This is a genomic window from Serratia sp. G204Y (assembly GCF_051172435.1).
Taxonomy (GTDB): domain Bacteria; phylum Pseudomonadota; class Gammaproteobacteria; order Enterobacterales; family Enterobacteriaceae; genus Serratia; species Serratia sarumanii.
The window spans coordinates 128429-150955 of record NZ_JBPIZA010000007.1 but is presented as its reverse complement, the minus strand read 5'-3'; the positions used below and the strand labels follow the sequence as shown (position 1 = coordinate 150955).

The following is a 22527-nucleotide window of genomic DNA, read 5'->3' as shown; positions in this document are numbered from 1 at the left end:
TCCTGACGGATGATGCTGAGTTGCCGCCGCAGGAAAACGGGATGGCTGCGGTGTTCGCCGCCGGCCAGGCCAAACTCATAACCCCCGCGCGGCCGTGCGCCGCGATCCCGACCGAGAAGATGAATATTACATGATGGATCGTTCCCGTTTGCTGAAATTCCTGCTGCCCTACCTGTGGCCGAAAGACAACCCGCGGCTGCGCGCGTATCTGGTGGTGGCCTTCGTGTTCATGGTGGCGGCCAAGGTCAGCACCACGCTGGTGCCGCTGGCCTACAAAGCGATGGTCGATGCGCTGAGCGGTGAGACGGCGAAAATGCTGGCGGTGCCGCTGGGGCTGATCGTCGCCTACGGCGTGGCGCGGGTGGGCGGCGCGCTGTTTGAGGAACTGCGCAACGTGATGTTCATTCACGTCAGCCAGAACGCCACGCGCCTGCTGGGCGTGCGGGTGTTTCGCCAGCTGCATGCGCTGAGCCTGCGCTTCCATCTGGAGCGCCAGACCGGCGGGCTGTCGTTGTCCATCGAGCGCGGCACTCAGGCGGTGTCCACGGTGCTGTCGCGGCTGCTGTTCTCCATCGTGCCGATCCTGTTCGAGCTCTCGCTGGTCACGGCGATCATGTGGCACATGCTGAACGGCTGGTTCGCGCTGGCGATCCTGACGACGGTCGGCTGCTACATCCTGTTTACCGTGCTGGCGGTCAGCTGGCGCACCCGCTTTCGCCGCGAGCTCAACAAGGCCAACGCCGACGCCAACAGCAAATCCATCGACAGCCTGCTGAACTATGAGACCGTGAAGTACTTCGGCAATGAAGAGTTCGAGGCCGAGCGTTTCGACCTGTCGCGCCGGCTGTACGAATATGCCGCCATCAAGAACCAATTCAGTTTTACGGCGATCAACCTGGGGCAAACCGCCATTATTTCGATCGGACTGATCGTGATGATGGCCATGGCGGCGCAGGGCATTACCCAGGGGAGGATGACGGTCGGCGACTTCGTGCTGGTCAACGCCTATTTGCTGCAGCTGTATCAGCCGCTGAACTTCTTCGGCTTTATTTATTCCGAGGTGCGCCAGGCGCTGATCGACATGGAGAACATGTTCGATCTGCTGCAGGAAAAGCGTGAGATCGTCGATAGCCCGGATGCGCAGCCGCTGCGTCTCGATCGCGGCGAAGTGCGGTTCGACGCGGTCAGCTTCGGTTACGACACGCGGCGGCCGATCCTCAAGCAGGTGAGTTTTACCATTCCGGCGGGCCACACGGTGGCGGTGGTTGGCGCCTCCGGCGCGGGCAAGTCCACGCTGTCGCGCCTGTTGTTCCGTTTCTACGACGTGCAGGGCGGCGCCATTACCCTCGACGGCCAGGACATTCGCCAACTGACCCAGGCCAGCCTGCGGCAGGCGATCGGCATCGTGCCGCAGGATACGGTGCTGTTCAACGATACGCTGCGCTACAACATCGGCTACGGCAAAACCGGCTCCAGCGATGAAGAAATCGAGCGGGCGGCGCGGCTGGCGCATATCCATGATTTTATCGTCGGTTTGCCCGACGGTTACGACACCCGGGTGGGCGAGCGCGGGCTGAAGCTGTCGGGCGGTGAAAAGCAGCGGGTGGCGATCGCGCGCACCATTCTGAAAAATCCGGCCATCCTGGTGTTCGACGAGGCGACCAGCGCGCTGGATACCCAGACCGAGCGCGAAATCCAGGGGCACCTGCGCGAGGTAAGCCGCAACCACACCACGCTGGTGATCGCCCACCGGCTCTCCACCGTGGTGGACGCCGATGAAATCATCGTGCTGGAGGCGGGGGAGATCGTCGAGCGCGGGGGGCACGAGGCGCTGCTGGCGGCGAACGGCCGCTACGCCGCGATGTGGCAAACCCAGTACAGCGAAGAGCAGGAGCCACACTGACGGAGGCGGTCACGCCGCCGATGGCGCGGCCTTGAGCCGTTGTATCACGTAGTCGCAGGCGATGCGGCAGTCCTGCTTCAGGTCAGTCTCGTCGCCGGCCAGGCTGCCGCGCAGCCAGAGCCCATCGATCATCGCCGCCAGCCCGCGCGCCGCGTCGCGCGCCTGCGGCAGCGGCAGCTCGCGGCGGAACTGGCTGCAAATATTGGAATAGAGCCGCCGATCGTTGGCGCGCTGCAGGCGGCGCAGCACCGGCTGATGCATGCTGGCGGCCCAGAAGTCGAGCCAGGCGCGCATGGACACGGCATTGGTTTGGCTGGGGTGGAAGTTGCCCTGGATAATGGCGAACAGCTGTGACTGGCTGTCGCTTGCCGCCTGCGCGCGGCACTCGGCCACTGCATCGCGCAGGTCGCGCAGGATTTTGCGCATGGTGGCGCTCAGCAGCCCCTCTTTATCGCCAAAATAGTGGCTGACGATGCCGGTCGACAGCCCGGCTTCTTTCGCCACCTGAGACAGGGTGACGCCGGCCAGCCCGACGACGTTAATGGTCTCGAAGGCGGCGTTAATCAACTGCTCCTTACGCTGTTCCGGAATGTCTCTTCGGTACATATTTTCCTCAACTGATAGGCCAATCACACTTTGGATTTGATTGATTGAACGGTCAATCAATACTCTATATGCTGCGGAAATGTCAAATAAATGGCGATAATATGTTAACTAAAAGTTGCATTGAAATCGTCTGTCTTTCGCATCATGGAAGCCTGCCAATGACAACAAAAACTCCCCCATCGCTTGACGAAGAACCTGTCAGATTGAATGTTCCGGTATTTTTCGGCTCGGCGGCGGTGATCCTGCTGCTGGGAACGCTGGTCGTTCTGTTCCCCTCCGCCAGCAAACTGTGGCTGAACGCCGCGCAAAGCTGGGTCGCCGACGTATTCGGCTGGTACTACATGTTATTGATGGTCGCCTGCATGGCATTCGTGTTCTGGCTGGCGCTGTCGCGCTTCGGCCATATTCGCCTCAGCCAGGATGACGAGCCGCCGCAGTTCAGCTATCCCTCGTGGGTGGCGATGCTGTTCTCGTCGGGCATCGGCATTGCGCTGGTGTACTACGGCGCCTATGAGCCGCTGGATCACTTTCTGTCGCCACCGGAAGGCAGCGGCGGCACCGTGCAGGCGGCGCGACAGGCGATGGCGCTGACCTTTTTGCACTGGGGGCTGCACGGCTGGGCGCTGTATGCGCTGATCGCCACCGCGCTGGCCTATTTCGCCTATTGCCGCGGCCTGCCGCTGGCGCTGCGCTCTGCGCTATACCCGATCTTCGGCGAGCGCACCCACGGTTGTGTCGGTCATCTGGTGGACAGCTTCGGCATTCTGGTGACGGTGATCTCGATGGTGACCAACCTGGGGATCGGCGCGCTGCTGGTGAACTCCGGGCTGTTTTATCTGTTCGACATCCCGCAAAGCACCGGCGTGCTGCTGGCGCTGATCGTGGTGATGATGGTGGTGGCCACGCTGGCGGCGGTCACCGGCGTCGAGAAGGGCATCGTCATGCTGTCGAACATCAACGTCGGCTTCCTGTGCCTGCTGCTGCTGTTCGTGTTTTTGGCCGGGCCGACGCTGAACCTGCTGAACGGCATGTTGCAGAACCTCGGCGATTATCTCACCTCGCTGGTCAGCCGCAGCTTCGATATGTATCTGTACGGCAAGGCGCGCCAGTGGCAGGGCGCCTGGACGCTGTTCTACTGGGCCTGGTGGGTGGCGTGGGCGCCGTTCGTCGGGCTGTTCATCGCGCGCATCTCCAAAGGGCGCACCATTCGCGAACTGATTTTCGGCGTGCTGCTGATCCCGCTGGGCTTCACGCTGGCGTGGCTGTCGATCTTCGGCAATACCGCCATCAGTCTGGTGCTGGAAGGCGGGCAGGCGATCCTGGGACAGGTGGCGCAAAGCGATCCGCCGATGGCGGTGTTCAAGCTGTTCGAATACTTGCCCTATACCCAACTGACCGCCGGCTTTGTGGTGGTGATCAGCTTCGTGCTGTTCCTGACGCCGGTCGATTCCGGCACGCTGATGATAGCCAACCTCTCCTGCCAGGGCGGCTCCGCCCATGATGACGCGCCGGCCTGGCTGCGCGTGTTCTGGGCAGCGGTCACCACGTTGGTATGCGCCGGCTTGCTGTACGCCGGCAGTTTCAGCGCGATGCAGACCGCGGTGGTGCTGTGCGGCCTGCCGTTCTCGGCGGTGATCGTGCTGTACATGATCAGCCTGCGCAAGGATCTGCGCCGTTACGCCATGAAGCCGGCGCTGCCCTGAGGCGGTTTATTCGCCCGCGCGCGGCCGGTGATGCACGTACTCGACAGTCGTGCCGTCCGGCAGGCGCGCATTGAAACAGGCGCCGGTGGGCACCTCCACCGGGCCGAAGAAAATCTCGGCGCCGGCGGCCAGCAGCCGCTGGTGGTAGGGATAAATGTCATCGACCAGCAGCGTGCCGACGGTGCTGCGGAAAGGGCGCAACTGCTCTTCCGCCCCTTCCAGGATCAGAAACGGCCCCACCGCCGCCAATACCAGCCGATGTTCGGGAAAATCGAAGCGCATGTCCGCCGTTACGCCGTGCAACTGCTCGTAAAAGGCGATGGCGCGGTCGATTTCGCCTTCGCCAACGTAGACCCGAATCAGCACGCGCGGCTCACGCAGCGATGAAGAGTCGGCGGTTTTGCGCCAGAAACCGGCTTTTGTCAATGCTGTCGTCATGTTCATCTCCTTGCTGGTTGCCTGCCGCTTATCATGCCGTTGTTTTCCCATCCGGGGTTGGATCGAGTTGGCATAAGCTAGCCGCGCCGGTAATAACCCGCTACCAGGGCGTTAAGGAGCGTTCTGTTTGTGATTCCTGTCACGGCCTGTGCTTTTATTATTATTCAGCATTGATAATGTCATTGCGTGATTATTGATTAACACAATGGAGTTAATAGTTCTCGTTATAGCCGCTATAAAGCAAACGGATTCAAATAATAAAGAGGACGGGGTAATGCGGCTGATGAAAAGGGAAATACCGTCCATTTATAAGCAGGAATTAAGTTTTATTTATTAACCTGTTTATAAATCAGCGCGTTTTGGCTTTTTCGATAAAAGTAAAAAGTGCCGATTAATTTTATTTAAATCAGTAAAAACAGAATGTTGATTTATTTTCATGTCATTCGCGTTCTGTGAAAAATACCTGAATTGCCTCTCCGTCGCCGTTTTCAACGGCTGTTTGACATGCCCGTAGCTTGAGATAAGTTTATATCATTAACATGTTAATGAGTTGTTATCGTGACCGATGGCCAATATCTCTCTTGGCCGAGCGCTTAACCGACTTATGCCATGGCCGCTCGCCATTTATAAGTTAACTTATGGACCAATGACGCTATGAATAATTCGCCAGGACAGCGCTCGCGATTGAGCGAAGAGAACCGATTGCTGATCATTTTGTTTTTCGTTTTCGGCTGCGTGTTCGTCGATCGTCTGACCATCTCTTTTCTGTTTCCGATGATTGCCGCCGATTTGAAGCTGAGCAACGTGCATCTTGGCACGCTGTCGGCGGTGCTGGCATTGACCTGGGCGCTATCTGGCGCGGGGCTGGGGGCGATTGCCGATCGCTTTAATATCCGCAAACCGATGCTGATCCTGTCGATCCTGGTGTTTTCGCTGTTCTCCGCGCTGTCGGGGCTGGTCAGCGGCTTTGCCATGTTATTGATCTTCCGCGGGCTGATGGGGATCGCCGAAGGGCCGGTGCTGCCGATCGCGCAATCGCTGATGGTGGAAAAATCGCAGCCGCAGCGCCGCGGCTTCAATATGGGGCTGATCCAGGGGGCGGCGCCGGGATTGTTGGGCGGTATTATCGCGCCGCCGCTGATCATCTATCTGGCGCAGAAGTGGGGCTGGAGCATGGCGTTTCACCTGACCGCCGTGCCGGGCATCATTCTGGCGTGGCTGATCTATCGTTATGTGAACGGCAAGAAGGATCCCGCTTTCAGCGCCGCGCCGGCGGCCGACAAGGCGGCGAACAAAGGCGCTTACGGCGAGCTGTTTAAAATCAAGAACGTAGCGCTGTGCATTCTGATCTCCTGCGTGTTCGTCACCTGGTTCATGATCATCATTACCTTCACCCCCAACTTTTTGGTGACCGACCGTGGCTTCAGCGAGGGCACGATGGGCGGCATCATGAGCGCCATCGGCGCCGCCTGGGTGTTTTGGGGCGTGGCGGTGCCGGCGATTTCCGATCGCCTTGGCCGCAAGCCGACGCTGATCTTCTTTTCGCTGCTGGCGGTGTGCTGCCCGCTGTTCCTCAGCTACGTCGATAACCCGTGGCTGCTGGGCGTGCTGGTGTTCCTGTCTTATACCGGCCTTGGCTGCTTCACGCTGTTTATGGCCACCATCCCGTCTGAAACGGTGTCGCCGGCCCGCATCGCCACCGCGTTGGGGCTGGTGATGGGGATTGGCGAGGTGATTGGCGGCTGTCTGGCGCCGTTTATCGCCGGGCTGATCGCCGATCGCTATGGGCTGGTCAGCGTGATGTGGCTGGCGGCTACCGGCGCCGTGTGCGCCGGCGTACTGAGTTGTTTTCTCGATGAAACTGCACCTGCGGTGGTGAGCCGCAGAGCGGTGAAACCGGCGGGCGTCGCCGACGTTTGAGGCGGTTTTCATCCCATTCAATCAAGGAGAGCGAAGATGTCAGCAGAACAATCCGTACTGAATCAGAATGCCGAACCGGACTGGAAGAATTACGACGATTTTGCGCGCGGTATCGACACTAACCGGCTGCCGGGCACTCAGGATTGGCGCGGCAAAACGCTGCAGATCGCTTTTGAAAGCAGCGGGGAAATCACGTTGCGCTTCAGCGCCGATCGGCAGCGGGTGCTGTGGGCCTGGGGCGGGGAGAGCGGCGAGGACGCTTACGAAGAGGTGCAAACCTCCGCCGCGCGCTATTTCTTCAATATTCCGCTGCAGTCGCCGGGCAACGAGTGCCTGACGCTGGTACTCAATCGTGACAGCGGCCGGGCGCTGCTGGTGCGCAGCACGCTGTTGCCGGAACAGGCGGTGGAAAAGGGATCCCGCCTCAAGCAAAGCTTCCACGTCGGCCGGATTGTCGGCGCCACGCCGGGTGGCGTCGCGCCGCATCTGACCCGCGAGCTTATCGGCTATCGCACGCTGAATGTCTACAGCCCCAACCACTATTACGAACATTTCTATGTCAACACCGAGCGCTACGCCTGGCAAAATCTGCGCGGCGAACAATTCGGCCACGGCGACATGGACTACGCCACCTACTACAAGTTTGAGGACGAGATGTTCCTGTTCACCTTCCGGGAAAAGATCATCCCGGTGTGCTCGGTGTTCTTCTTCGACTTTATTTCCGGGCGCTGCACCGGCACCTTCCTCGGGCTGGACGCCGCCGGCCGGGTGTTGGTGTCACCGGCCGGGGCCTTCATCAGCAAGATGAGCTATAACGCCTACCCGGAAGGCGTGCAGCCGCTTTGATTCAGGCGTTTCTGACCAGCGATCCGGCGTTGATTTCCGCAATGGTTTTCGCGCCGGTGAGCGTCATGGCGACGCGCATTTCCTTGTCGATCAGATCCAGCAAGTTAGCCACCCCGGCTTCGCCGGCCGCCGCCAGCGCATAGACGAAGGCGCGGCCCAGCAGCACGCTGTCGGCGCCCAGCGCGATCATGCGCACCACGTCCAGGCCGCTGCGGATGCCGGAGTCGGCCAGCAGGGTAATGTCGCCTTTCACCGCGTCGGCGATCGCCGGCATGGCGCGCGCGGTCGACAGCACGCCGTCCAGCTGGCGGCCACCGTGGTTGGAGACGATGATGCCGTCGGCGCCGAAGCGCACCGCGTCTTTGGCGTCTTCCGGATCGAGAATGCCTTTGATGATCATCGGGCCGTCCCAGAATTCACGGATCCACTCCAGATCTTTCCAGGAAATCGACGGATCGAAGTTGGCGCCCAGCCAGCCGATGTAGTCTTCCAGGCTGGTCGGTTTGCCGCGGTAGGCCGAGACGTTGCCCAGATCGTGCGGCTTGCCGAGCAGGCCGACATCCCAGGCCCACTGCGGATGCGCAAACGCCTGCAGCACGCGGCGCAGGGCGGCATTAGGGCCGCTCATCCCCGAGTGGGCGTCGCGATAACGGGCGCCGGGCACCGGCATGTCGACGGTGAACACCAGCGTTTTCACGCCGGCGGCCTTGGCGCGCTCCAGCGCATTGCGCATAAAGCCGCGATCTTTCAGCACGTAGAGCTGGAACCACATCGGCCGATCGATCGCCGGCGCCACCTCTTCGATCGGGCAGACCGACACGGTGGACAGCGTGAACGGAATGCCTTTTTTAGCCGCGGCGCGCGCGGCCTGTACTTCGCCGCGGCGGGCGTACATGCCGGTCAGCCCCACCGGCCCCAGCGCCACCGGCATCGCCAGCTGCTCGCCGAACAGCGTGGTATGCAGGCTGAGTTCGGACATATTGCGCAGCACGCGCTGGCGCAGGGCAATATCGGCCAGATCCGCGGTATTGCGCTTCAGCGTATGCTCCGCGTAGGCCCCGCCGTCGATGTAGTGAAACAGAAACGGCGGCAGTTTGGCCTGGGCGGCGGCCCGGTAGTCGGTTGACGCGGAGATGATCATAGTGTTTACCTTCTTGTCTTGCTTGCGATAACGAGTGGTCAGTCAGAGCGTGAGGATCGCCGCCATACCGGCCGCAATCCCGCCGTACGCCAGCATCGGCAGTACGGTCTTTCTGATGATTTTGCCTTCGGCGTTACCGATCCCGAGGATCGAACAGACGGCGATAATGTTGTTCAGGCACACCATGTTGCCCATGGCGCCGCCGACGGACTGCAAGGCCAGCGTCAGGTTGACGTCAAGGCCGCTGCTCTGGGCGATCGATTGCTGAATGCCGCCGAACGTCAGGTTCGAAACGGTATTAGAACCGGAGAAGAACGATCCCAGCGCGCCGAGGAACGAAGAAAACAGCAGCCAGCTCTCGCCGGTCAGCGCCGCCAGCGCTTTACCGATCAGGATCACCGGCGCGTTGTCGCCGCCCTGCATCATCAGGTTGACCATCACCAGCGCGCCGAACAGGGCGATAAAGGGCCGCGTGATACGCCCGCCGGTTTCGCTGAACATTTGCCGCACCTGGCCGCCATTCAGACGGAACAGCGGAATGCACAGCAGCACCACCAGCAGGAACGGGATCAGCGCCGGGACATACAGCGTTTTGTAGCCGGCGGCGGCGGAGGTGCCCAGCACCTGCTGCAGTTCGACGATCAGCGCCCGGCTGATGCGCAGCTCCCCGAGCCAGCCGAGGTTTTCCTGCCACAGCAGCGCGGTGTTGTTGAGCAAGGCTTTAAGGCCCAGCTGGTGGACGCGCGTCACTATCAGGATAGCAATCAGCAGCAGGGTTGGGGTCATGGCCTTGACCACCTGCATGAACGGCACCGCCTGCCCGGCGCTCTGCGGTTTGCCGCTGCGGGCGAGGCCGATGCCGCCGCGCGCCAGCAGCACCGACAGCGCCAGGCCGATGGCGCCGCCGACCAGCGCCGGGAATTCATAGTTCACCTGGGCCAGCAGCAGATAGGGCAGGGTGCAGCTCAGCACGCTGAGCAGGATAAACGGCAGGTTGCGGCGGATATCCTGCCAGGAAACGATAAAGCGCAGCGCCAGCAGAGGAATGACGAAGCCGGCGACAAAATGGATCAGCGCGGTCTGCCGGCCGATCTCCAGCAGGCTGGCGTCCGACAGGCCGAGGTTGGCAAAGCCGAACCAGGTGGGGGTGCCCACGGCGCCGAAGGAGACCGGCACCGAGTTCATCACCAGCGTCAGCAGGGCGACGCGCAGCGGGTTGAAGCCCAGCCCGACCAGAATCGGCGCGGCGATGGCGGCCGGGGTGCCGAAGCCGCTGGCGCCCTCAATCATAAAGGCGAACGCCCAGCCGATAATCATCAGCTGGGCCACGGGATTGGGGCTGATGGTTTCCAGCCAGCGGCGCACTACGTTCTCCGCGCCGCTTACCTGCATCAGTTTGTTGAGCAGGATGGCGCCGGCGATGATGGTGATCGGCGTCAGCGTCGATACCAGCGCGGTGATGATATTGGCATGCAGCAGCCGCAGCGAGGCATCGAACCACAGGAGCTGTACGGCGTAGACCACGGCGGCCGTCAGCGGCAGGGCGAGATAAGAGGGCACGCCATTCCTTTTGGTCATCATCCAAATCAGCAGGACGATGGGCGCAATACTGAAAAACAGGGGCATAAGATCCTCAGGGTTATTATTTTTATGGGCAGAGATATGTAGCTGAAAGGTTAATTAGCGCAACATTTTCATTCTAATCACAACGTCGACGACGATGCCATGCGGTATTTTTTTAACATCGGCGAACGGCGCCGGCGGTGGGAAATTGGCCGGTAGAAGGGGATGAATTAACTGCTTAAAAATCATGTTGATAGAAAGTATTATTGTGTGATGAATGCGCAGGCTCACATTAATTAAGCGGTAATGTTCAATAGATTATGTCCAAAAATGCCGTAATCTCCGCGGCCTTTTGCGGCCGCGGGGAAATAATCAGCGAGGAAAATTCAAAAATAGTGGCTGATATTTTGGTAGGAACCGATGATATGCTCGATCAGCAGACGGGTTTTTAACGGCAGATTGCGGGTGTAAGGATAGACGGCGTAAATGCCCAATACCTTGCCGCAGTGGCCGGCCAGGATCTCCGTCAGTTTGCCGTCCTGCAAATCTTCATACACCATGCAGCGTGGCACCATGGCGATGCCGTGGCCGCCGATCACCGCTTTGCGGATCGCCCGCGCATTGTTGGCCGACAGGTTGCCGTTCACCTGCAGCTCGTAGATGTCGTTGCGCCCCGGCCGCTTCATCAGCCAGTTGGCGGTGCCGCTCTCCTGATAGGTGTAGGTCAGGCAGTTGTGGCCGAGCAGGTCTTCGGCGCAACGCGGTTCCGGGTGGCTTTCCAAATACCCCGGCGAGCAGACGATCACCCAGCGGGAATCGAAGATCGGCCGGGCAATCAGGCTTGAATCCGGCATGGTGCCGGTGCGGATCGCCAGATCGATGCCTTCTTCCACCAGATCGGCAAAGCGATTTTCCAGCCGCATCTCGACTTTCAGGCTGGGATGCAGAGCGCAAAATTCCGCCACGCTCTCGCTCAGCAGCAGCTCGCCCGAAATGGTCGGCACCGACATGCGAATGGTGCCGGTCAACTCTTCGCTCTTTTCGCTGACGGCGTACAGCGCCTCCTGCACTTTGGCGCCAATCTCTTTGGCCTGCTGGTAGAGCGCCTGGCCGCTTTCGGTCAGCGTCAGGCTGCGCGTGGTGCGGTACAGCAGACGGGCGCCCAGCGATTTTTCCAGCCGCCTGATGCGTTTACTGACCACCGAGCTGGTGATGCCGGCGCTCTCCGCGGCCTTGCTGAACGAGCCGCAGTCGACGATCAGGGCGAACAGAATCAGGTCGTTGGCGTATTCGTGGGTGGCGAGCATGGGCATCCTGTAGAGTGAGAGTCCTTTTGTCCCAGTGTAAATCCGGCGCGCCAGGAAGCAATCTTTTCAGCGTGTCGCACGTCGTCACCAACTGGTCGGATCTGAATTTTTCTTATTTGTTTTTTCATTTTACTGAGAATTATCCTTTTTTATTTTTCTTGCTGAAACCGGTTTTAGTCTACTTTTCTTGTTTTTAGTCTTATTTAAATTGGAATAGTCCTGTAATCGAGCGTTACTTATTCGATTAACTTTAACTTGCAGTGTAAATAATTGTATTGATCTGCTCGTTTGGGATGGCTATGCTTTTTCCCGAAGCGCTCTCATTGTTATTGGTTAAATAGTTTTGAAACGTATTGAAGGATTGCTCTGTCTGCCGACAGGGTAATGGGTAGTGTGTTTATGTTTTAATATAAATAAGGATATTGTAATGAAAAAAATCAATCTGTCAGAAGCGGAAAACATCGTCGGCGGTACTTTTGTTTGTACCAAGGAATTTGCCTGGGTGGGCAGCGGCAACAACCGCACCTGCCAGCTGGTGAAAACCTGTGCGAACAAATTCGGTGGCGTACAGAAGTCTTATTACCCGGCGCCGGTAGCAAGCTGCCCGTCTAACCCAACCACGCCAAGCTGATGCGGGTTGACCCCCTGCATTTAGATTAGCGGTGGGCAGGCGGGCAGCGTTCGCGCTGTCCCGCCTGATACCGGCGAAAAAGTCGTCTTACGTTCTCATTATTTACGGCATTAACTCTTTTTCATGTATTCACTCTGCCGGGTGAATATTAATATATGCGCAGGATGCGTCCGTTATGTATAAACGTCCCTTGCTTTTTATCGGCTACACGCTCGTTATTATTTTTGCCTCTTCTTTTTTGACCGCATTTTATTTTCAACATTACGTCATGCAACCGGCGGAGGCGGAAAGCCTGAGTTTTATCTCCCCGGAAAAAATCGAACAAAGCCCGTTGCAAGACGATAATACCATTGTCGAAGTCTTCTCTTACGCCTGCCACTATTGTGAAGTCAACGAAAGCGGCGTGGCAGAGCTGGAAAAACGTTTGCCGGCGGGCGCCAAATTGGTGCGCTTGCACCTCAGCGACGACAGTCAAGCCGGCATGGCGGCCTTTGCGCCCCTGTTCGCCACGCTGACGATCATGGGGATCGAAGCACAGCATCGCCCCGCCGCTTATCGCGCCATTATCAAAGAAAACCTCAACCTGGCGGACGACAAGCAGCTCAGCGCCTGGCTGACGGCCAACGGTATCGATGAGGCTGCCTATCGGCAGGCCAGAGAGTCAGAGCGGGTCAAGGCGTTGTTGGCGCATATGACGGCGGTGAGCCGCTATTACCAGATCAACGCGACCCCCAGTTTTATCGTCAATCGCAAATGGCTGGCGCTGCAAGATCGCGAGTTTTCCGCTTTCAGCCGGCAACTGCTGTCGCTGTTGCAGCACGATAAACCGCTGGCCCCCTGATGCGCCTGCTCGCGGTTCGAGGGTATTTGGCCTGGCGCAACGGCCTGGACGCGATGGCCCGCTTATCGGCTGCCGGTGCCGGGATGGGCAACCGCCTGACGTGTGCCCTGCTGCGGCGCGTGGACTATCGCCTGTGGCTGGCGGTGCGCCGGCGGTTGAGGGGAAGCAGGCCGCAGCGCCGCTTTCGCCACCGGCATGCGGTAGCGCTGGCGAACCGCCAAAGCCTGTTGGGTGAAGGCAAGCTGGACTTCGCCTGGCTGATGCAGCGGCGGCAGTGGCTGGACATGGCGGCGGTCTCTGCCCGCAATGCGGCGTTGATGAGCCATTTGGCGCACTGTTCCGCGCAGCTTGATCAGGTCGTGGAACCGCTGCATCGCGCGGGCGTGCCGGTGCTGCTGGCGCCGATGCATACGGTCTCCGACGTGTTGGCGACGCTGGTCGGCGCGGGCGTTTATCCCGGGCGGGCCACGGTGATCGTTTCCGGCGATGTGCAGGCGTTTGCGCGGCGATCGCCGGAAGACGAATGGCGGCAGCGGCTCGACTATTGCTCGATTCACGACGATCCGCGGCACATCGCCGGCACCCTGTCGCAGGCGATGCTGGAAGCGGCGGAACATCGGCGCAACATCATCCTCTTCCCCGACATCACGCCGGATTACACCCTGCACAGCAATCAGGATGTGGCGGCTAAATTGGCCTGCCATCTGTTCGGCCGGCCGGCGCATTTGCACAGCGGCATCGTTCGGCTGTCCCGGGCGTTGCGGGCTCAGGTGGTGTTCTATTCGCTTTATTTCGATCGCGGCATCCGCATTCACATTGAAGAACCTGTCGCCGCAGATCGGGTCGGCCGCGTCATGCCGGCGATCGTCGAGCGAACCCTCCGGCGGCATACGGATGATTGGCTGCTATGGCATTCGCACTCTTTATTTTTTATTAACGAATAAGTCAGGGATATCACAACGTATGGAAAACACCCTTCCTACGCCGGTCTTGCAGAGCGAAATCAATGAGTGCGGGCTGGCCTGCATCGCCATGCTGGCGGAAACTCAGGGCATTCGCGCACCGTTGACGGAGCTGCGGGAGCGTTATCCCGCTTCGCAGCACGGCACTTCGCTGGCGACGCTGTGCGCCATTTTGGGAGAGCTGGCGCTACCGGCTTATCCGGTGGCGTTCGAGCACCGGGATCTGGCGGCGCTGCCGTTACCGGCCATTTTGCATTACGGCGCGGGCCACTATGTGTTATTGGCGTATCGCCAGGGGGGGTACGTGTGCGTAATGAACCCGGCGTTGGGGCAGCAGTTGCTGCCGTACGCCGCTCTGAAAGCGGAAATCAGCGGTTATGCGTTGGTGCTGGATCGCGATGATTTGCCAGCCACCGTCCCGGCCCGGCGCAGCCACCGCCGCAGCGCTTTCGCCAGCTTAAGCCTGAAGGATACCGCCGGCATCGCCGGCATCTATCGCCTGGCGGCGATGACGTTTTTTATCTCATTGACGCTGTTCATCATGCCGATGATGGTCGCCAGCGCGATCAATCAGGTGTTCGCCATGGCCGGCGAGGTCGCGTTCCCCTACGCCTATTATCTGCTGGCGTTTGTGGCGTCCACGGCGTTGGCGCTGATTGCGCGCACCCTCACCGAACGCTTCATCAAAAATTTCGTGTTGTTGCACGGCGCCGCCGGTTTTTCTCGCCTGCTGGAAAACTCACTCAATTTCTTCAGCAAGCGCGCCCCCGGCGAGATCTTCAGCCGTTTCACCAGCTGGCAGATGGCCGCCGGCCAGAAAATCGAACTGGACAACGGCCTGCGCACCGACTGGATCATCGGCGCTATCGCGCTGGCGGTGATGTGCTACCTGAGCCCGATGCTGGCGCTGGTGCCGGTTGTCGGCGTGTTGCTGATGGGGGCGGTCAGCGTATGGGCCATCTACCGCGATCGGCATTACACCCAGCAGCTGCAGGTGCGAGGCGCGGTGCAAAATGACTTCATCCTGGAAACCATCCAGGGTTTTTCGACCATCAAATCAGCCGGCTTGGCTGGCCAGCGGCAGGAAGGGTTCGCCGAACATGCCCGCTCGCTGTTCAATTGCCTGCAGCAGCAAAAGATCTATGAACAGATAAAAGGCAGCATTTACCAGCTGATCGGCAGTCTGGAGATGGTGTTGTTCATGCTGCTGGCGTTGCCGCTGCTCAAGGAGGGCGAACTCAGTCTGGGGGCATTCTTCGCCTACAGCTTTCTGCGCGAAATCTTTACTTCGTACAGCAGCAAGATCTTTTTTGCCGTTTTGCAGAAAAACCAGCTGCACGTCATCGATGAACGCGCGCGGGATCTGTTTCCTGCGGTATCTGCTCGGGCCCAGTCTGCGGACGAAAGCGTGAGCCATTTTGACGCGCGGTTGGCGTATCGGGGGGTGGCCTTCGCTTACGACGCCGGTCAACCGGTGTTGCGCGATTTGTCGCTGACGCTGGAGCGGGGCGAGTGCATCGCCATTTGCGGCGGTTCCGGCGCGGGCAAGAGCACGTTGCTGAAGGTGCTCGCCTGCCTGCTGACGCCGCAGCAGGGGGAGCTGACGCTGGATGGGCGCGTACTGGCAAGTGCCGCCGCGCAGCGGCTGTTCTTCCTGCAAAGCCAGGAGGACATTCTGTTCAACGCCTCGGTGTTGCAGAACATCTCGCTGTTCGCGCCGTCGGCGCCGGGCCAGCAACGGCAGGTGGAACAGGCGTTGCGCAGTTTGGGGCTGGCGGACGCGGTGGCGCAGCTGCCGGGCGGCGTGAACGCCCTGGTGCGGGAGAGCCATGCCGGGCTGTCGCTGGGGCAGCGGCAGCGTCTGTTGCTGGCGCGCGCCATGTACAGCCGTTGCCCGGTGTTGGTGCTGGACGAACCGACGGCGAATCTGGATGAAAAGACTGCGGCGGCGGTGATGTCGGCCCTGGTGGCGCATTGCCGTGAAAACCGTAAAACCCTGGTGACGGTCACCCATAATCCGCGGCTGTTGCCGTTATTCGATCGGGTCTTGCGCATGTCGCAGGGGCGGCTGGTGCCTGAATCCACCGACGACGCCAGGATGAATGATTGTGCAGAGGTGGAGTGAGGTGCCCGGAAAGAGACGCTGGCGGCGAGTGGTGTTGGCGATGGTCGTTTTGGCGGCGGTGGTTGGCGGGCTGTCGTTGCAGAATCGGCCCCCTGACACGCAACCACCGCAAACGGCGCGCGTCGAGCGCGGGGACATCGAAAAAAGCGTGTTGGCGACCGGGATTCTGAAACCGCTTCGGCAGGTGAACGTGGGCGCGCAGGTCAACGGGCAGTTGAAAAAACTGTATGTCAAACAGGGTGACAGGGTGATCCAGGGGCAGCTGTTGGCCGAGATCGATCCGACGCTGCAGCTTAACGAGCTGCGCAAGTCACAGGCTGAATTACGCAGCGCACAGGCACAGAAACTGGCGAGCCAGGCGCAGCTGAAGCAGTACCAGCTGGAGCTGAAGCGGCAAAGAGCGCTGGCGCGAGACCGCGCCGGCGTGGCCAGCGATTTGGAAAAAGCGCAGGCGCAGCACGACGCGCAACTGGCGCAGTTGAAAGTGAACGAGTCGCAGATCGTCCAGGCCGAAGTGGCGCAGGAAACCGCCAGGGCCAATCTGGCTTTTACCCGTATTACCGCCCCTATCGACGGCGAGGTGCTGGGCATCGTCACCCAGGAAGGGCAAACCATCGTCTCGTCGCAAAGCGCGCCGACCATTTTGGTGATGGCAGACGTGGATACGATGATGGTGCATACCCGCATATCGGAAAATGACATCTTGCAGGTGAAGACGGGGCAGCCGCTGTGGTTTTACGTCGCCGCCGATCCCAGCCGCCGATATGAGGGGGCGATGGGCGCGATACAGCAGGCGCCGGCGGAGGCGCTGGAAACCGACCCGCTGGGCAGGAATTCAAGCCAGCAAACGGCGGCGGTGTATTACAACGGCGTGTTTGCCGTCGCCAACGGCGAGCGTCGATTGCGCACCTCGATGACGGCGCAGGTATTCATCATGACCGAACGCGCACAGGGGGTGGTGCGGGTACCGATGGCTGCGCTGGGCGCGGCATTGGATGAAGGAAGCTATCAGGTCAAGGTGCTGGAAGGCGGGCAAACGGTGGTGCGCCGCGTGCGTATCGGTACCCGCGATCGCCGCTATGCCGAAGTGTTGGAAGGGCTGAACGCAGGAGAGCAGGTGCTGCTGGAGCAACAGCCTGATGTGGAGGAGGGCGCTGATGTCAGTTAACACCGCTCCCATCATTGCGTTGGATAACGTCTCGCGCGAGTTTCAGGCGGGGGAGCAGAAAATTGCGGTCCTCAAGCGCATTTCCCTGAGCATTCAACGGGGGGAAATGGTCGCTATCGTCGGCGCCTCCGGTTCCGGGAAATCGACGTTGATGAACATCATCGGCTGTCTGGACAAACCTTCTCAGGGCGACGTGCACATCAACGGAGTGGCTATTGGGCAAGCCGACGCCGATCGCCTGGCGCAGCTTCGCAGCCGGCATATCGGCTTTATCTTCCAGCGCTATCACCTGATGCCCTATCTGACCGCCGGTGAGAATGTGGCGATCCCGGCGTTGTATACCGCCATGCCGGCCGCCGAACGCCGCCTGCGGGCAGCGCATTTGCTGGCCCGGCTCGGGTTGGCGCAGCGCGGCGGTCATCGTCCGGCGCAGCTTTCCGGTGGGCAACAGCAGCGGGTCAGTATTGCTCGCGCCCTGATGAACGGCGCGGAAATTATTTTGGCCGACGAACCGACAGGTGCGCTGGATAGCGCCAGCGGTCAGGCGTTAATGACCATTTTGCACGAGCTGAACGCTATCGGGCATACCGTCGTCATCGTGACACACGATCGGCGGATCGCCGAACAGGCGCGGCGGATCATTGAGATCGGCGACGGCGAGATCGTGGCGGATCGTCACCATGAAGCCTCCCGACATCTTTCTACGTTCGAACGACCGCTGGCGGCGCCGCTGAAACGCATGGCGCCGGGCGCGGCGTTGAAAGAGGCCGTCGGCATGGCCTGGCGGGCATTGATGGGGCACCGGGTCCGGGCACTGCTATCGATGCTCGGCATCATTATCGGCATTGCGGCGGTGGTCTCCGCCATCGCCATCGGAGAAGGCACGCGGCGTAATATTCTCAAGGAAATCAGTCAGCTTGGCACCAGCACGCTGGAGATTCGCCCAGGCCTCGGGTGGGAGAAACCGCGGCCCGACCTTGCGCGCTCGCTGAGCGAGCGGGATGCCGCATTATTGGCGGCGCTGCCTTACGTCGACAGCGTCTCGCCGGTGATCGGCACCCAACTGCTGGCCGTTCGCGAAGGCAAACAGGTGCCGCTTGCCGTGATGGGCGTCGGCGAAGGGTATTTCCGCACGCAGGGCATTCGCCTGCTTTCCGGCGGCCTGTTTACCGCGCAGGATCTGAGTGAGCGCGCACCGGTAGCGGTGATTGATCCCTTGCTGAAACAGGCGCTGTTTGCTTCCCGGCAAGATCCGTTGGGCGCGGTAGTGCTGATCGCGGGCGTGCCTTATCGGGTGATCGGCGTCGCGCAGCGCCGCGGCGCTCAATACGCCGGCTCTCAACCGCTTGCCTGGCTGCCCTATACCTCTCTGACCGGCCGCATCGCCGGCGATATGCCGCTGGAATCCATTGTGATGCGAGTGAATGAAAAACTGACGCTGGAAGAGGCAGGACGGGATGCGACCCGGCGTTTGATCGTAGAACACGGGCGGCGTGATTTCTTCACGTTGACCGACGATCAGCTGACGCAATCCATTCAGCGCGCCTCAGGCTCCATGCAACTGTTGATTACCGCGATTGCCGCCATCTCGCTGCTGGTGGGCGGTGTGGGGGTGATGAACATCATGCTGGTCTCGGTGACGGAACGGACCCATGAGATCGGTATTCGAATGGCGGTGGGCGCCGCCGAGAAGGACATTATGCGGCAGTTTTTGATTGAGGCGGTGGTGATCTGCAGCTTGGGAGGCGTGTTGGGGATCGCCTGCGCCGCGCTGGTCAAAGGGGTTCTGAGCGGATTGGCGCCGCAGGTGACGATGATCTTTACCTGGCCGCCGTTGCTCCTGGCCTGCGGATTTTCGGCGTTGATCGGTGTCGGGTTCGGGTTCTTTCCGGCTCGCACCGCCGCGCGCCTGCAGCCGGTGGAGGCGCTGGCGCGAGAATGAGCCGACTTTGGGTTTACGGGCTGGTGATGCTGTCGCTGAGCGCCTGCGGAGGGCGGCCGATCGACGCCACGGTGCCACCGTCGTTGCCGCAGCAGTGGCGCGTGGTCGATGAGCGTTCCGGTTCGCTGCGGGCGGGCGTCGCCTGGTGGGAAAACTTCAATGATCCGCAGCTCTCCTCGCTGATCGATGGCGTGCTGATCGCGAATCAGGATTTGGCGCTGGCCGGATTGCAGTGGCGCGAGGCCATGTTGGAGGCCGGATTAACGGAGGGCAACTTGACGCCGGATTTCACCGCCAGCCTGAGCGGCCGCAATACCCGAGCGTTGCGGGGCGCGTCTACGGCGCAGGAAAGCTACCGTGCAGGGCTTTCTCTGAGCTATGAACTGGATTTATGGGGCAAGCTGGCGCGCATTCGCGAACAGGCCGAATGGCTGGCCGTCGCCTCGGAGTTGGACCGGCGCAATACCGCGTTGACCTTGATCGGTGCTACCGCGCGCGGGTACTGGCAGATTGCCGACTTGAATCAGCAAGTCCTCCATCAGCAACAGGCGCTGGCGATCGCGCGTGAAACTTTGCGGCTGGTGGCGGCACGTCACACCGCCGGCGACGTTGGCCGATTCGAGCTGTTGCAGGCGGAGCAAAGCTTGTTGGCGCGAGAGAATCAGCTGCATGAGCTGGAGCGGCAGCGGGAAGATGCGCGTAACTCGTTGGCACTGTTGTTCGGGCGATCGCCGCTGCTGCGCTATAGCGAACGGCGTTCGTTGCCGCTTGACGAGGTAGCTGTCGCGCAGCGTCAGCCGGCGTGGGTGATTGCGCGCCGGCCGGATGTTCAGGCAGCAGAACGCCGTCTGAGAGCGGCGCTGGCCGGTGCCGAGGCGGCAAGATTGAGTTTTTATCCGGCGCTGAGCCTGGAGGCCGGGTTGGATGCCGGCAGCGGACTTTTCCGCCAGTGGTTCAGTGAACCTTCTCGCTCGCTGGGCGCCACGTTGACGCTGCCGTTTATCGAATGGCGCAAGATGCGCTTGTCCAGCGACAAAGCGGCGTTGCAGGCGCAGCGGGCGGAGATTCAATTTCGCGATGCGGTCTACCGTGCGCTGGCCGATGTGGACAACGCCATGCGACAACGCCTGGAAGCACAGCGGCAAATCGGCAATCAGCGGTGGCATCTGGCGATGAGTCGACAAGCCGTGGCGTTGGCACGACATCAATATCAGGCTGGTTCCGTTGCGCTGCAAACGCTGCTGGATGCGCAAGAGGCGGTGTTGGCCAGCGAGAATTCGCTGTCGGCACTGCAATTCCGCTATCTGAACGCCACGATGCAACTCTGGCTGGCGCTGGGCGGCAACGAGGCTTTCGCATCCGGGCAAGGAGAATAAGCATGGAGAAAACAAGACGCGTAGTGGTTACCGGTTACGGTGCCGTCACCGCGCTGGGGGGCAACGCGCAGCAAAGCTGGCAGGCTATCATGGCCAGCCGTCTGGCCTATCGTTATCACGATAAATCGGCGGCGGGGATCCACGCGCGCTTTTTTGCTTTGCTGGAGGCCGAACCGCCGTTGGAGGGCGTTGCCGCGCGGGTAAGCCGCCGCTTGCCCAGATTCGCCAGACTGGCGCTTGCCGCCGCCGCGGAGGCGATCGAAATGGCGTTTTCATCCAGTTTTGTTGGGCCCGCGCACTTTTATTCGTCGTTGGAGTGCGGAGCGATTATCGGCAGCGGCTGGGGTGGCCAGGATGAGATCATGCAAAACAATGCGGACTATCTGCAATCCGGGCTGGGGCAGCTGTTTGGCTGTTTTCATGCGATGCCGAATATCGCGACCGCCATATGCGGCCAGCATTGGTTGCTACGGGGCTATCAAGGCTCGCCGGCGGCGGCCTGCGCGACCGGCGGCATCGCGATCGGCGATGCGTTTGAGGTGATACGCTGCGGCCGCGCTTCAATGATGCTGGCCGGTGCCTCGGAGTCGCTGCGCGGCAACGGCGCGATCTGGAATATGGATGCGTTGCGTTTGTTGAGCCGGGAGCAAAAGGATATCACCAAAGCCAGCTGCCCGTTTAGCCGGGAACGCAACGGTTTCGTCCTGGCGGAAGGGGCCGCCGTATTATGCCTTGAGGAACGGGAAGCGGCTTTAGCGCGCGGTGCGACGATTTTGGGCGAAATCAAAGGATACGGCAACTTTTCAGACGCTTTTGATCTTACCGCGCCGTCGAAGGATCCTCAGGCCAAGGTGAAAACCCTACGACGGGCCTTGGAGCAGGCGGGGCTCGGCAGCCATGAAATCGACTATATCAATGCGCATGGCACGTCTACGTTGCAAAACGACGTGAACGAAACCGAGGCGATCAAGGCGGCGCTGGGGTGCGATGCCTATCGCACACCGATTTCCAGCACGAAATCTTATACCGGGCACCTGCTTGGCGCATCCGGCAGCTTTGAGGCGATCGTCTGCCTGCAAGCGTTACAGCAGCAAATGATGCCGGCAACCTGCCATTTGCACGAAACCGATCCCGCATGCGATCTCGATTATATTCGCGAAGGACATCGGCATGGTCGTCTGCGTAATGTCATGAGCCTCAGTTTCGGTTTCGGCGGCGCTAATGCGGCGCTGGTATTTGGCAATCACTATGAATAACGGTAGAACGCATGGAAAAATATCATCGGTTATATGAGACGATTTGCGGCATGTTGCATGAAGCCCGAGGGCTGGAGAGAACGCTGCTGTCGGCAGACATGCCGCTACAGCAGCTTGGGCTGGACAGCCTGGATTATATGGAGCTGATGTTGTTGGTTCGGCGAGAATTCGGCATTACGCTCACTGCGGAAATGCTTATCGAGCATCCTGAATTGACCCTCGGCGAATTGTGCCACCTGATAACCCGTCAATAATTTCATCCCCCCAGGCGATCGCTTGCTAGGGTCTGGCCTGGGTTTTTCGTCTGTTGTAACGTCCATTCCATTCTTTTCGCATCCTGCTTCACTCAGTTATCGATATCCATAAATATTAATGCTTATCCGTCAGGTTAATATGGTCAGGGATGGCGTTTTTTTATTCAACCTTTGGCGATGTTATGAATGATGAGTGTTAATTATGTGGCGATATTTTTTAGGAATATTCTTTGTTTTGCCGGTTAATTTATCAATCTCACTCTACATCGCGCTTGTAAGTGATAATGCAAGCTAAAGAAAATAGGGGCAGTGCGGCCTCATTATTTATGATACGGCCGGAATGCTGCGCAGATTATTCACGATAGCGATTCTCAGGGGCGATTGATGGCCGCGAGAATAACGGTTGTCGCGCTGTTCGCATTCGGCAAATCCGCTATACTCCGCGCTGGATGCAGGAACCTATCCATATGTCAGGGGCTGCCCTGAGTGTCCATTGTGGTGATGTAAAAGGAAAATGACAGCCACATTTTTCCTATCAAAGTAAT

At 59.9% G+C, this 22527-nt stretch carries 18 protein-coding genes; 13 read left to right on the top strand and 5 right to left on the bottom strand.

Translation table 11 applies throughout. The annotated features are described in order from the left end of the window. The first annotated feature begins 133 nt into the window (after positions 1–133). Positions 134–1903 carry an ABCB family ABC transporter ATP-binding protein/permease gene (locus tag ACSBQQ_RS22465; protein ID WP_039567921.1) on the top strand — a complete coding sequence of 590 codons (1770 nt, stop codon included), beginning with the start codon at positions 134–136 and terminating at the stop codon, positions 1901–1903. Positions 1904–1912: 9 nt separating this feature from the next. Here ACSBQQ_RS22465 and betI read toward each other — a convergent pair whose 3' ends face one another. Further along, complete coding sequence (gene betI / locus ACSBQQ_RS22460; protein ID WP_033649464.1) at positions 1913–2509, bottom strand: transcriptional regulator BetI; 597 nt, start codon at positions 2507–2509, stop codon at positions 1913–1915. Positions 2510–2667: 158 nt separating this feature from the next. On the opposite strand from betI, the gene ACSBQQ_RS22455 reads away from it, so the two are divergent. Continuing rightward, the gene (locus tag ACSBQQ_RS22455) at positions 2668–4212 is read left to right on the top strand and encodes a BCCT family transporter (RefSeq protein ID WP_060429287.1); all 1545 of its coding nucleotides are present in this window, start codon (positions 2668–2670) and stop codon (positions 4210–4212) included. A gap of 6 nt (positions 4213–4218) precedes the next feature. Here the strand turns inward: ACSBQQ_RS22455 and ACSBQQ_RS22450 are convergent, their stop codons facing one another. Next, positions 4219–4650, bottom strand: a complete 432-nt coding sequence (locus tag ACSBQQ_RS22450) for a VOC family protein (protein ID WP_060429288.1) — start codon at positions 4648–4650, stop codon at positions 4219–4221. A 702-nt stretch (positions 4651–5352) separates the two neighbouring features. Here ACSBQQ_RS22450 and ACSBQQ_RS22445 point away from each other — a divergent pair. Then, positions 5353–6570 carry an MFS transporter gene (locus tag ACSBQQ_RS22445; RefSeq protein WP_080281317.1) on the top strand — a complete coding sequence of 406 codons (1218 nt, stop codon included), beginning with the start codon at positions 5353–5355 and terminating at the stop codon, positions 6568–6570. A 36-nt stretch (positions 6571–6606) separates the two neighbouring features. Continuing rightward, positions 6607–7416 (top strand): MoaF C-terminal domain-containing protein, encoded by an 810-nt coding sequence (locus ACSBQQ_RS22440; RefSeq protein WP_033649468.1) that lies wholly within the window; start codon positions 6607–6609, stop codon positions 7414–7416. A gap of 1 nt (position 7417) precedes the next feature. Here the strand turns inward: ACSBQQ_RS22440 and lldD are convergent, their stop codons facing one another. The 3 genes from lldD to ACSBQQ_RS22425 form a co-directional block, all read right to left on the bottom strand. Continuing rightward, a complete protein-coding gene (lldD, locus tag ACSBQQ_RS22435; RefSeq protein WP_033654083.1) occupies positions 7418–8557 on the bottom strand; it encodes an FMN-dependent L-lactate dehydrogenase LldD in 1140 nt (379 codons plus the stop codon). Positions 8558–8599: 42 nt separating this feature from the next. Further along, positions 8600–10183 (bottom strand): L-lactate permease, encoded by a 1584-nt coding sequence (locus tag ACSBQQ_RS22430; protein WP_060388384.1) that lies wholly within the window; start codon positions 10181–10183, stop codon positions 8600–8602. 323 nt (positions 10184–10506) lie between these two features. After that, positions 10507–11427 (bottom strand): LysR family transcriptional regulator, encoded by a 921-nt coding sequence (locus tag ACSBQQ_RS22425; RefSeq protein ID WP_060429289.1) that lies wholly within the window; start codon positions 11425–11427, stop codon positions 10507–10509. A gap of 427 nt (positions 11428–11854) precedes the next feature. Between ACSBQQ_RS22425 and ACSBQQ_RS22420 the strand changes: the two genes are divergently transcribed. The 9 genes from ACSBQQ_RS22420 (at position 11855) to ACSBQQ_RS22380 (ending at position 21982) form a co-directional block, all read left to right on the top strand. Then, on the top strand, positions 11855–12058 hold the full coding sequence (locus ACSBQQ_RS22420; protein ID WP_033635804.1) for a DUF4762 family protein: 204 nt from the start codon (positions 11855–11857) through the stop codon (positions 12056–12058). Between the two features lie 175 nt (positions 12059–12233). Further along, positions 12234–12899: a DsbA family protein gene (locus ACSBQQ_RS22415; RefSeq protein WP_033649473.1), complete on the top strand. Its 666-nt coding sequence runs from the start codon at positions 12234–12236 to the stop codon at positions 12897–12899. Further along, positions 12899–13843: an ABC transporter gene (locus ACSBQQ_RS22410; protein WP_060388385.1), complete on the top strand. Its 945-nt coding sequence runs from the start codon at positions 12899–12901 to the stop codon at positions 13841–13843. Before ACSBQQ_RS22415 ends, ACSBQQ_RS22410 begins: the two co-directional genes overlap by 1 nt. Positions 13844–13862: 19 nt before the next feature. Next, positions 13863–15986 carry a peptidase domain-containing ABC transporter gene (locus tag ACSBQQ_RS22405; RefSeq protein WP_060388386.1) on the top strand — a complete coding sequence of 708 codons (2124 nt, stop codon included), beginning with the start codon at positions 13863–13865 and terminating at the stop codon, positions 15984–15986. After that, on the top strand, positions 15964–17154 hold the full coding sequence (locus tag ACSBQQ_RS22400) for an efflux RND transporter periplasmic adaptor subunit (protein WP_060427155.1): 1191 nt from the start codon (positions 15964–15966) through the stop codon (positions 17152–17154). Before ACSBQQ_RS22405 ends, ACSBQQ_RS22400 begins: the two co-directional genes overlap by 23 nt. Beyond that, complete coding sequence (locus tag ACSBQQ_RS22395) at positions 17144–19096, top strand: ABC transporter permease (RefSeq protein WP_060427154.1); 1953 nt, start codon at positions 17144–17146, stop codon at positions 19094–19096. The genes ACSBQQ_RS22400 and ACSBQQ_RS22395 overlap by 11 nt, the downstream gene beginning before the upstream one ends. Then, positions 19093–20472, top strand: a complete 1380-nt coding sequence (locus tag ACSBQQ_RS22390) for an efflux transporter outer membrane subunit (RefSeq protein ID WP_060388388.1) — start codon at positions 19093–19095, stop codon at positions 20470–20472. Before ACSBQQ_RS22395 ends, ACSBQQ_RS22390 begins: the two co-directional genes overlap by 4 nt. Positions 20473–20474: 2 nt before the next feature. Beyond that, positions 20475–21728, top strand: coding sequence for a beta-ketoacyl-[acyl-carrier-protein] synthase family protein (locus ACSBQQ_RS22385; protein WP_060426879.1), 1254 nt, complete (start codon positions 20475–20477; stop codon positions 21726–21728). 11 nt (positions 21729–21739) lie between these two features. Beyond that, positions 21740–21982, top strand: coding sequence for an acyl carrier protein (locus ACSBQQ_RS22380; RefSeq protein WP_033649480.1), 243 nt, complete (start codon positions 21740–21742; stop codon positions 21980–21982). Positions 21983–22527: the final 545 nt, after the last annotated feature.

What these genes read in the sequence shown, in the direction of transcription:
- betI (WP_033649464.1), bottom strand. Translation starts at nt 2,509, where the DNA reads ATGTACCGAAGAGACATTCCGGAACAGCGTAAGGAGCAGTTGATTAAC.
- ACSBQQ_RS22465 (WP_039567921.1), top strand. Translation starts at nt 134, where the DNA reads ATGGATCGTTCCCGTTTGCTGAAATTCCTGCTGCCCTACCTGTGGCCG.
- ACSBQQ_RS22410 (WP_060388385.1), top strand. Translation starts at nt 12,899, where the DNA reads ATGCGCCTGCTCGCGGTTCGAGGGTATTTGGCCTGGCGCAACGGCCTG.
- ACSBQQ_RS22455 (WP_060429287.1), top strand. Translation starts at nt 2,668, where the DNA reads ATGACAACAAAAACTCCCCCATCGCTTGACGAAGAACCTGTCAGATTG.
- ACSBQQ_RS22440 (WP_033649468.1), top strand. Translation starts at nt 6,607, where the DNA reads ATGTCAGCAGAACAATCCGTACTGAATCAGAATGCCGAACCGGACTGG.
- ACSBQQ_RS22380 (WP_033649480.1), top strand. Translation starts at nt 21,740, where the DNA reads ATGGAAAAATATCATCGGTTATATGAGACGATTTGCGGCATGTTGCAT.
- ACSBQQ_RS22425 (WP_060429289.1), bottom strand. Translation starts at nt 11,427, where the DNA reads ATGCTCGCCACCCACGAATACGCCAACGACCTGATTCTGTTCGCCCTG.
- ACSBQQ_RS22390 (WP_060388388.1), top strand. Translation starts at nt 19,093, where the DNA reads ATGAGCCGACTTTGGGTTTACGGGCTGGTGATGCTGTCGCTGAGCGCC.
- ACSBQQ_RS22430 (WP_060388384.1), bottom strand. Translation starts at nt 10,183, where the DNA reads ATGCCCCTGTTTTTCAGTATTGCGCCCATCGTCCTGCTGATTTGGATG.
- ACSBQQ_RS22405 (WP_060388386.1), top strand. Translation starts at nt 13,863, where the DNA reads ATGGAAAACACCCTTCCTACGCCGGTCTTGCAGAGCGAAATCAATGAG.
- ACSBQQ_RS22395 (WP_060427154.1), top strand. Translation starts at nt 17,144, where the DNA reads ATGTCAGTTAACACCGCTCCCATCATTGCGTTGGATAACGTCTCGCGC.
- ACSBQQ_RS22385 (WP_060426879.1), top strand. Translation starts at nt 20,475, where the DNA reads ATGGAGAAAACAAGACGCGTAGTGGTTACCGGTTACGGTGCCGTCACC.
- ACSBQQ_RS22415 (WP_033649473.1), top strand. Translation starts at nt 12,234, where the DNA reads ATGTATAAACGTCCCTTGCTTTTTATCGGCTACACGCTCGTTATTATT.
- ACSBQQ_RS22420 (WP_033635804.1), top strand. Translation starts at nt 11,855, where the DNA reads ATGAAAAAAATCAATCTGTCAGAAGCGGAAAACATCGTCGGCGGTACT.
- ACSBQQ_RS22400 (WP_060427155.1), top strand. Translation starts at nt 15,964, where the DNA reads ATGATTGTGCAGAGGTGGAGTGAGGTGCCCGGAAAGAGACGCTGGCGG.
- ACSBQQ_RS22450 (WP_060429288.1), bottom strand. Translation starts at nt 4,650, where the DNA reads ATGACGACAGCATTGACAAAAGCCGGTTTCTGGCGCAAAACCGCCGAC.
- lldD (WP_033654083.1), bottom strand. Translation starts at nt 8,557, where the DNA reads ATGATCATCTCCGCGTCAACCGACTACCGGGCCGCCGCCCAGGCCAAA.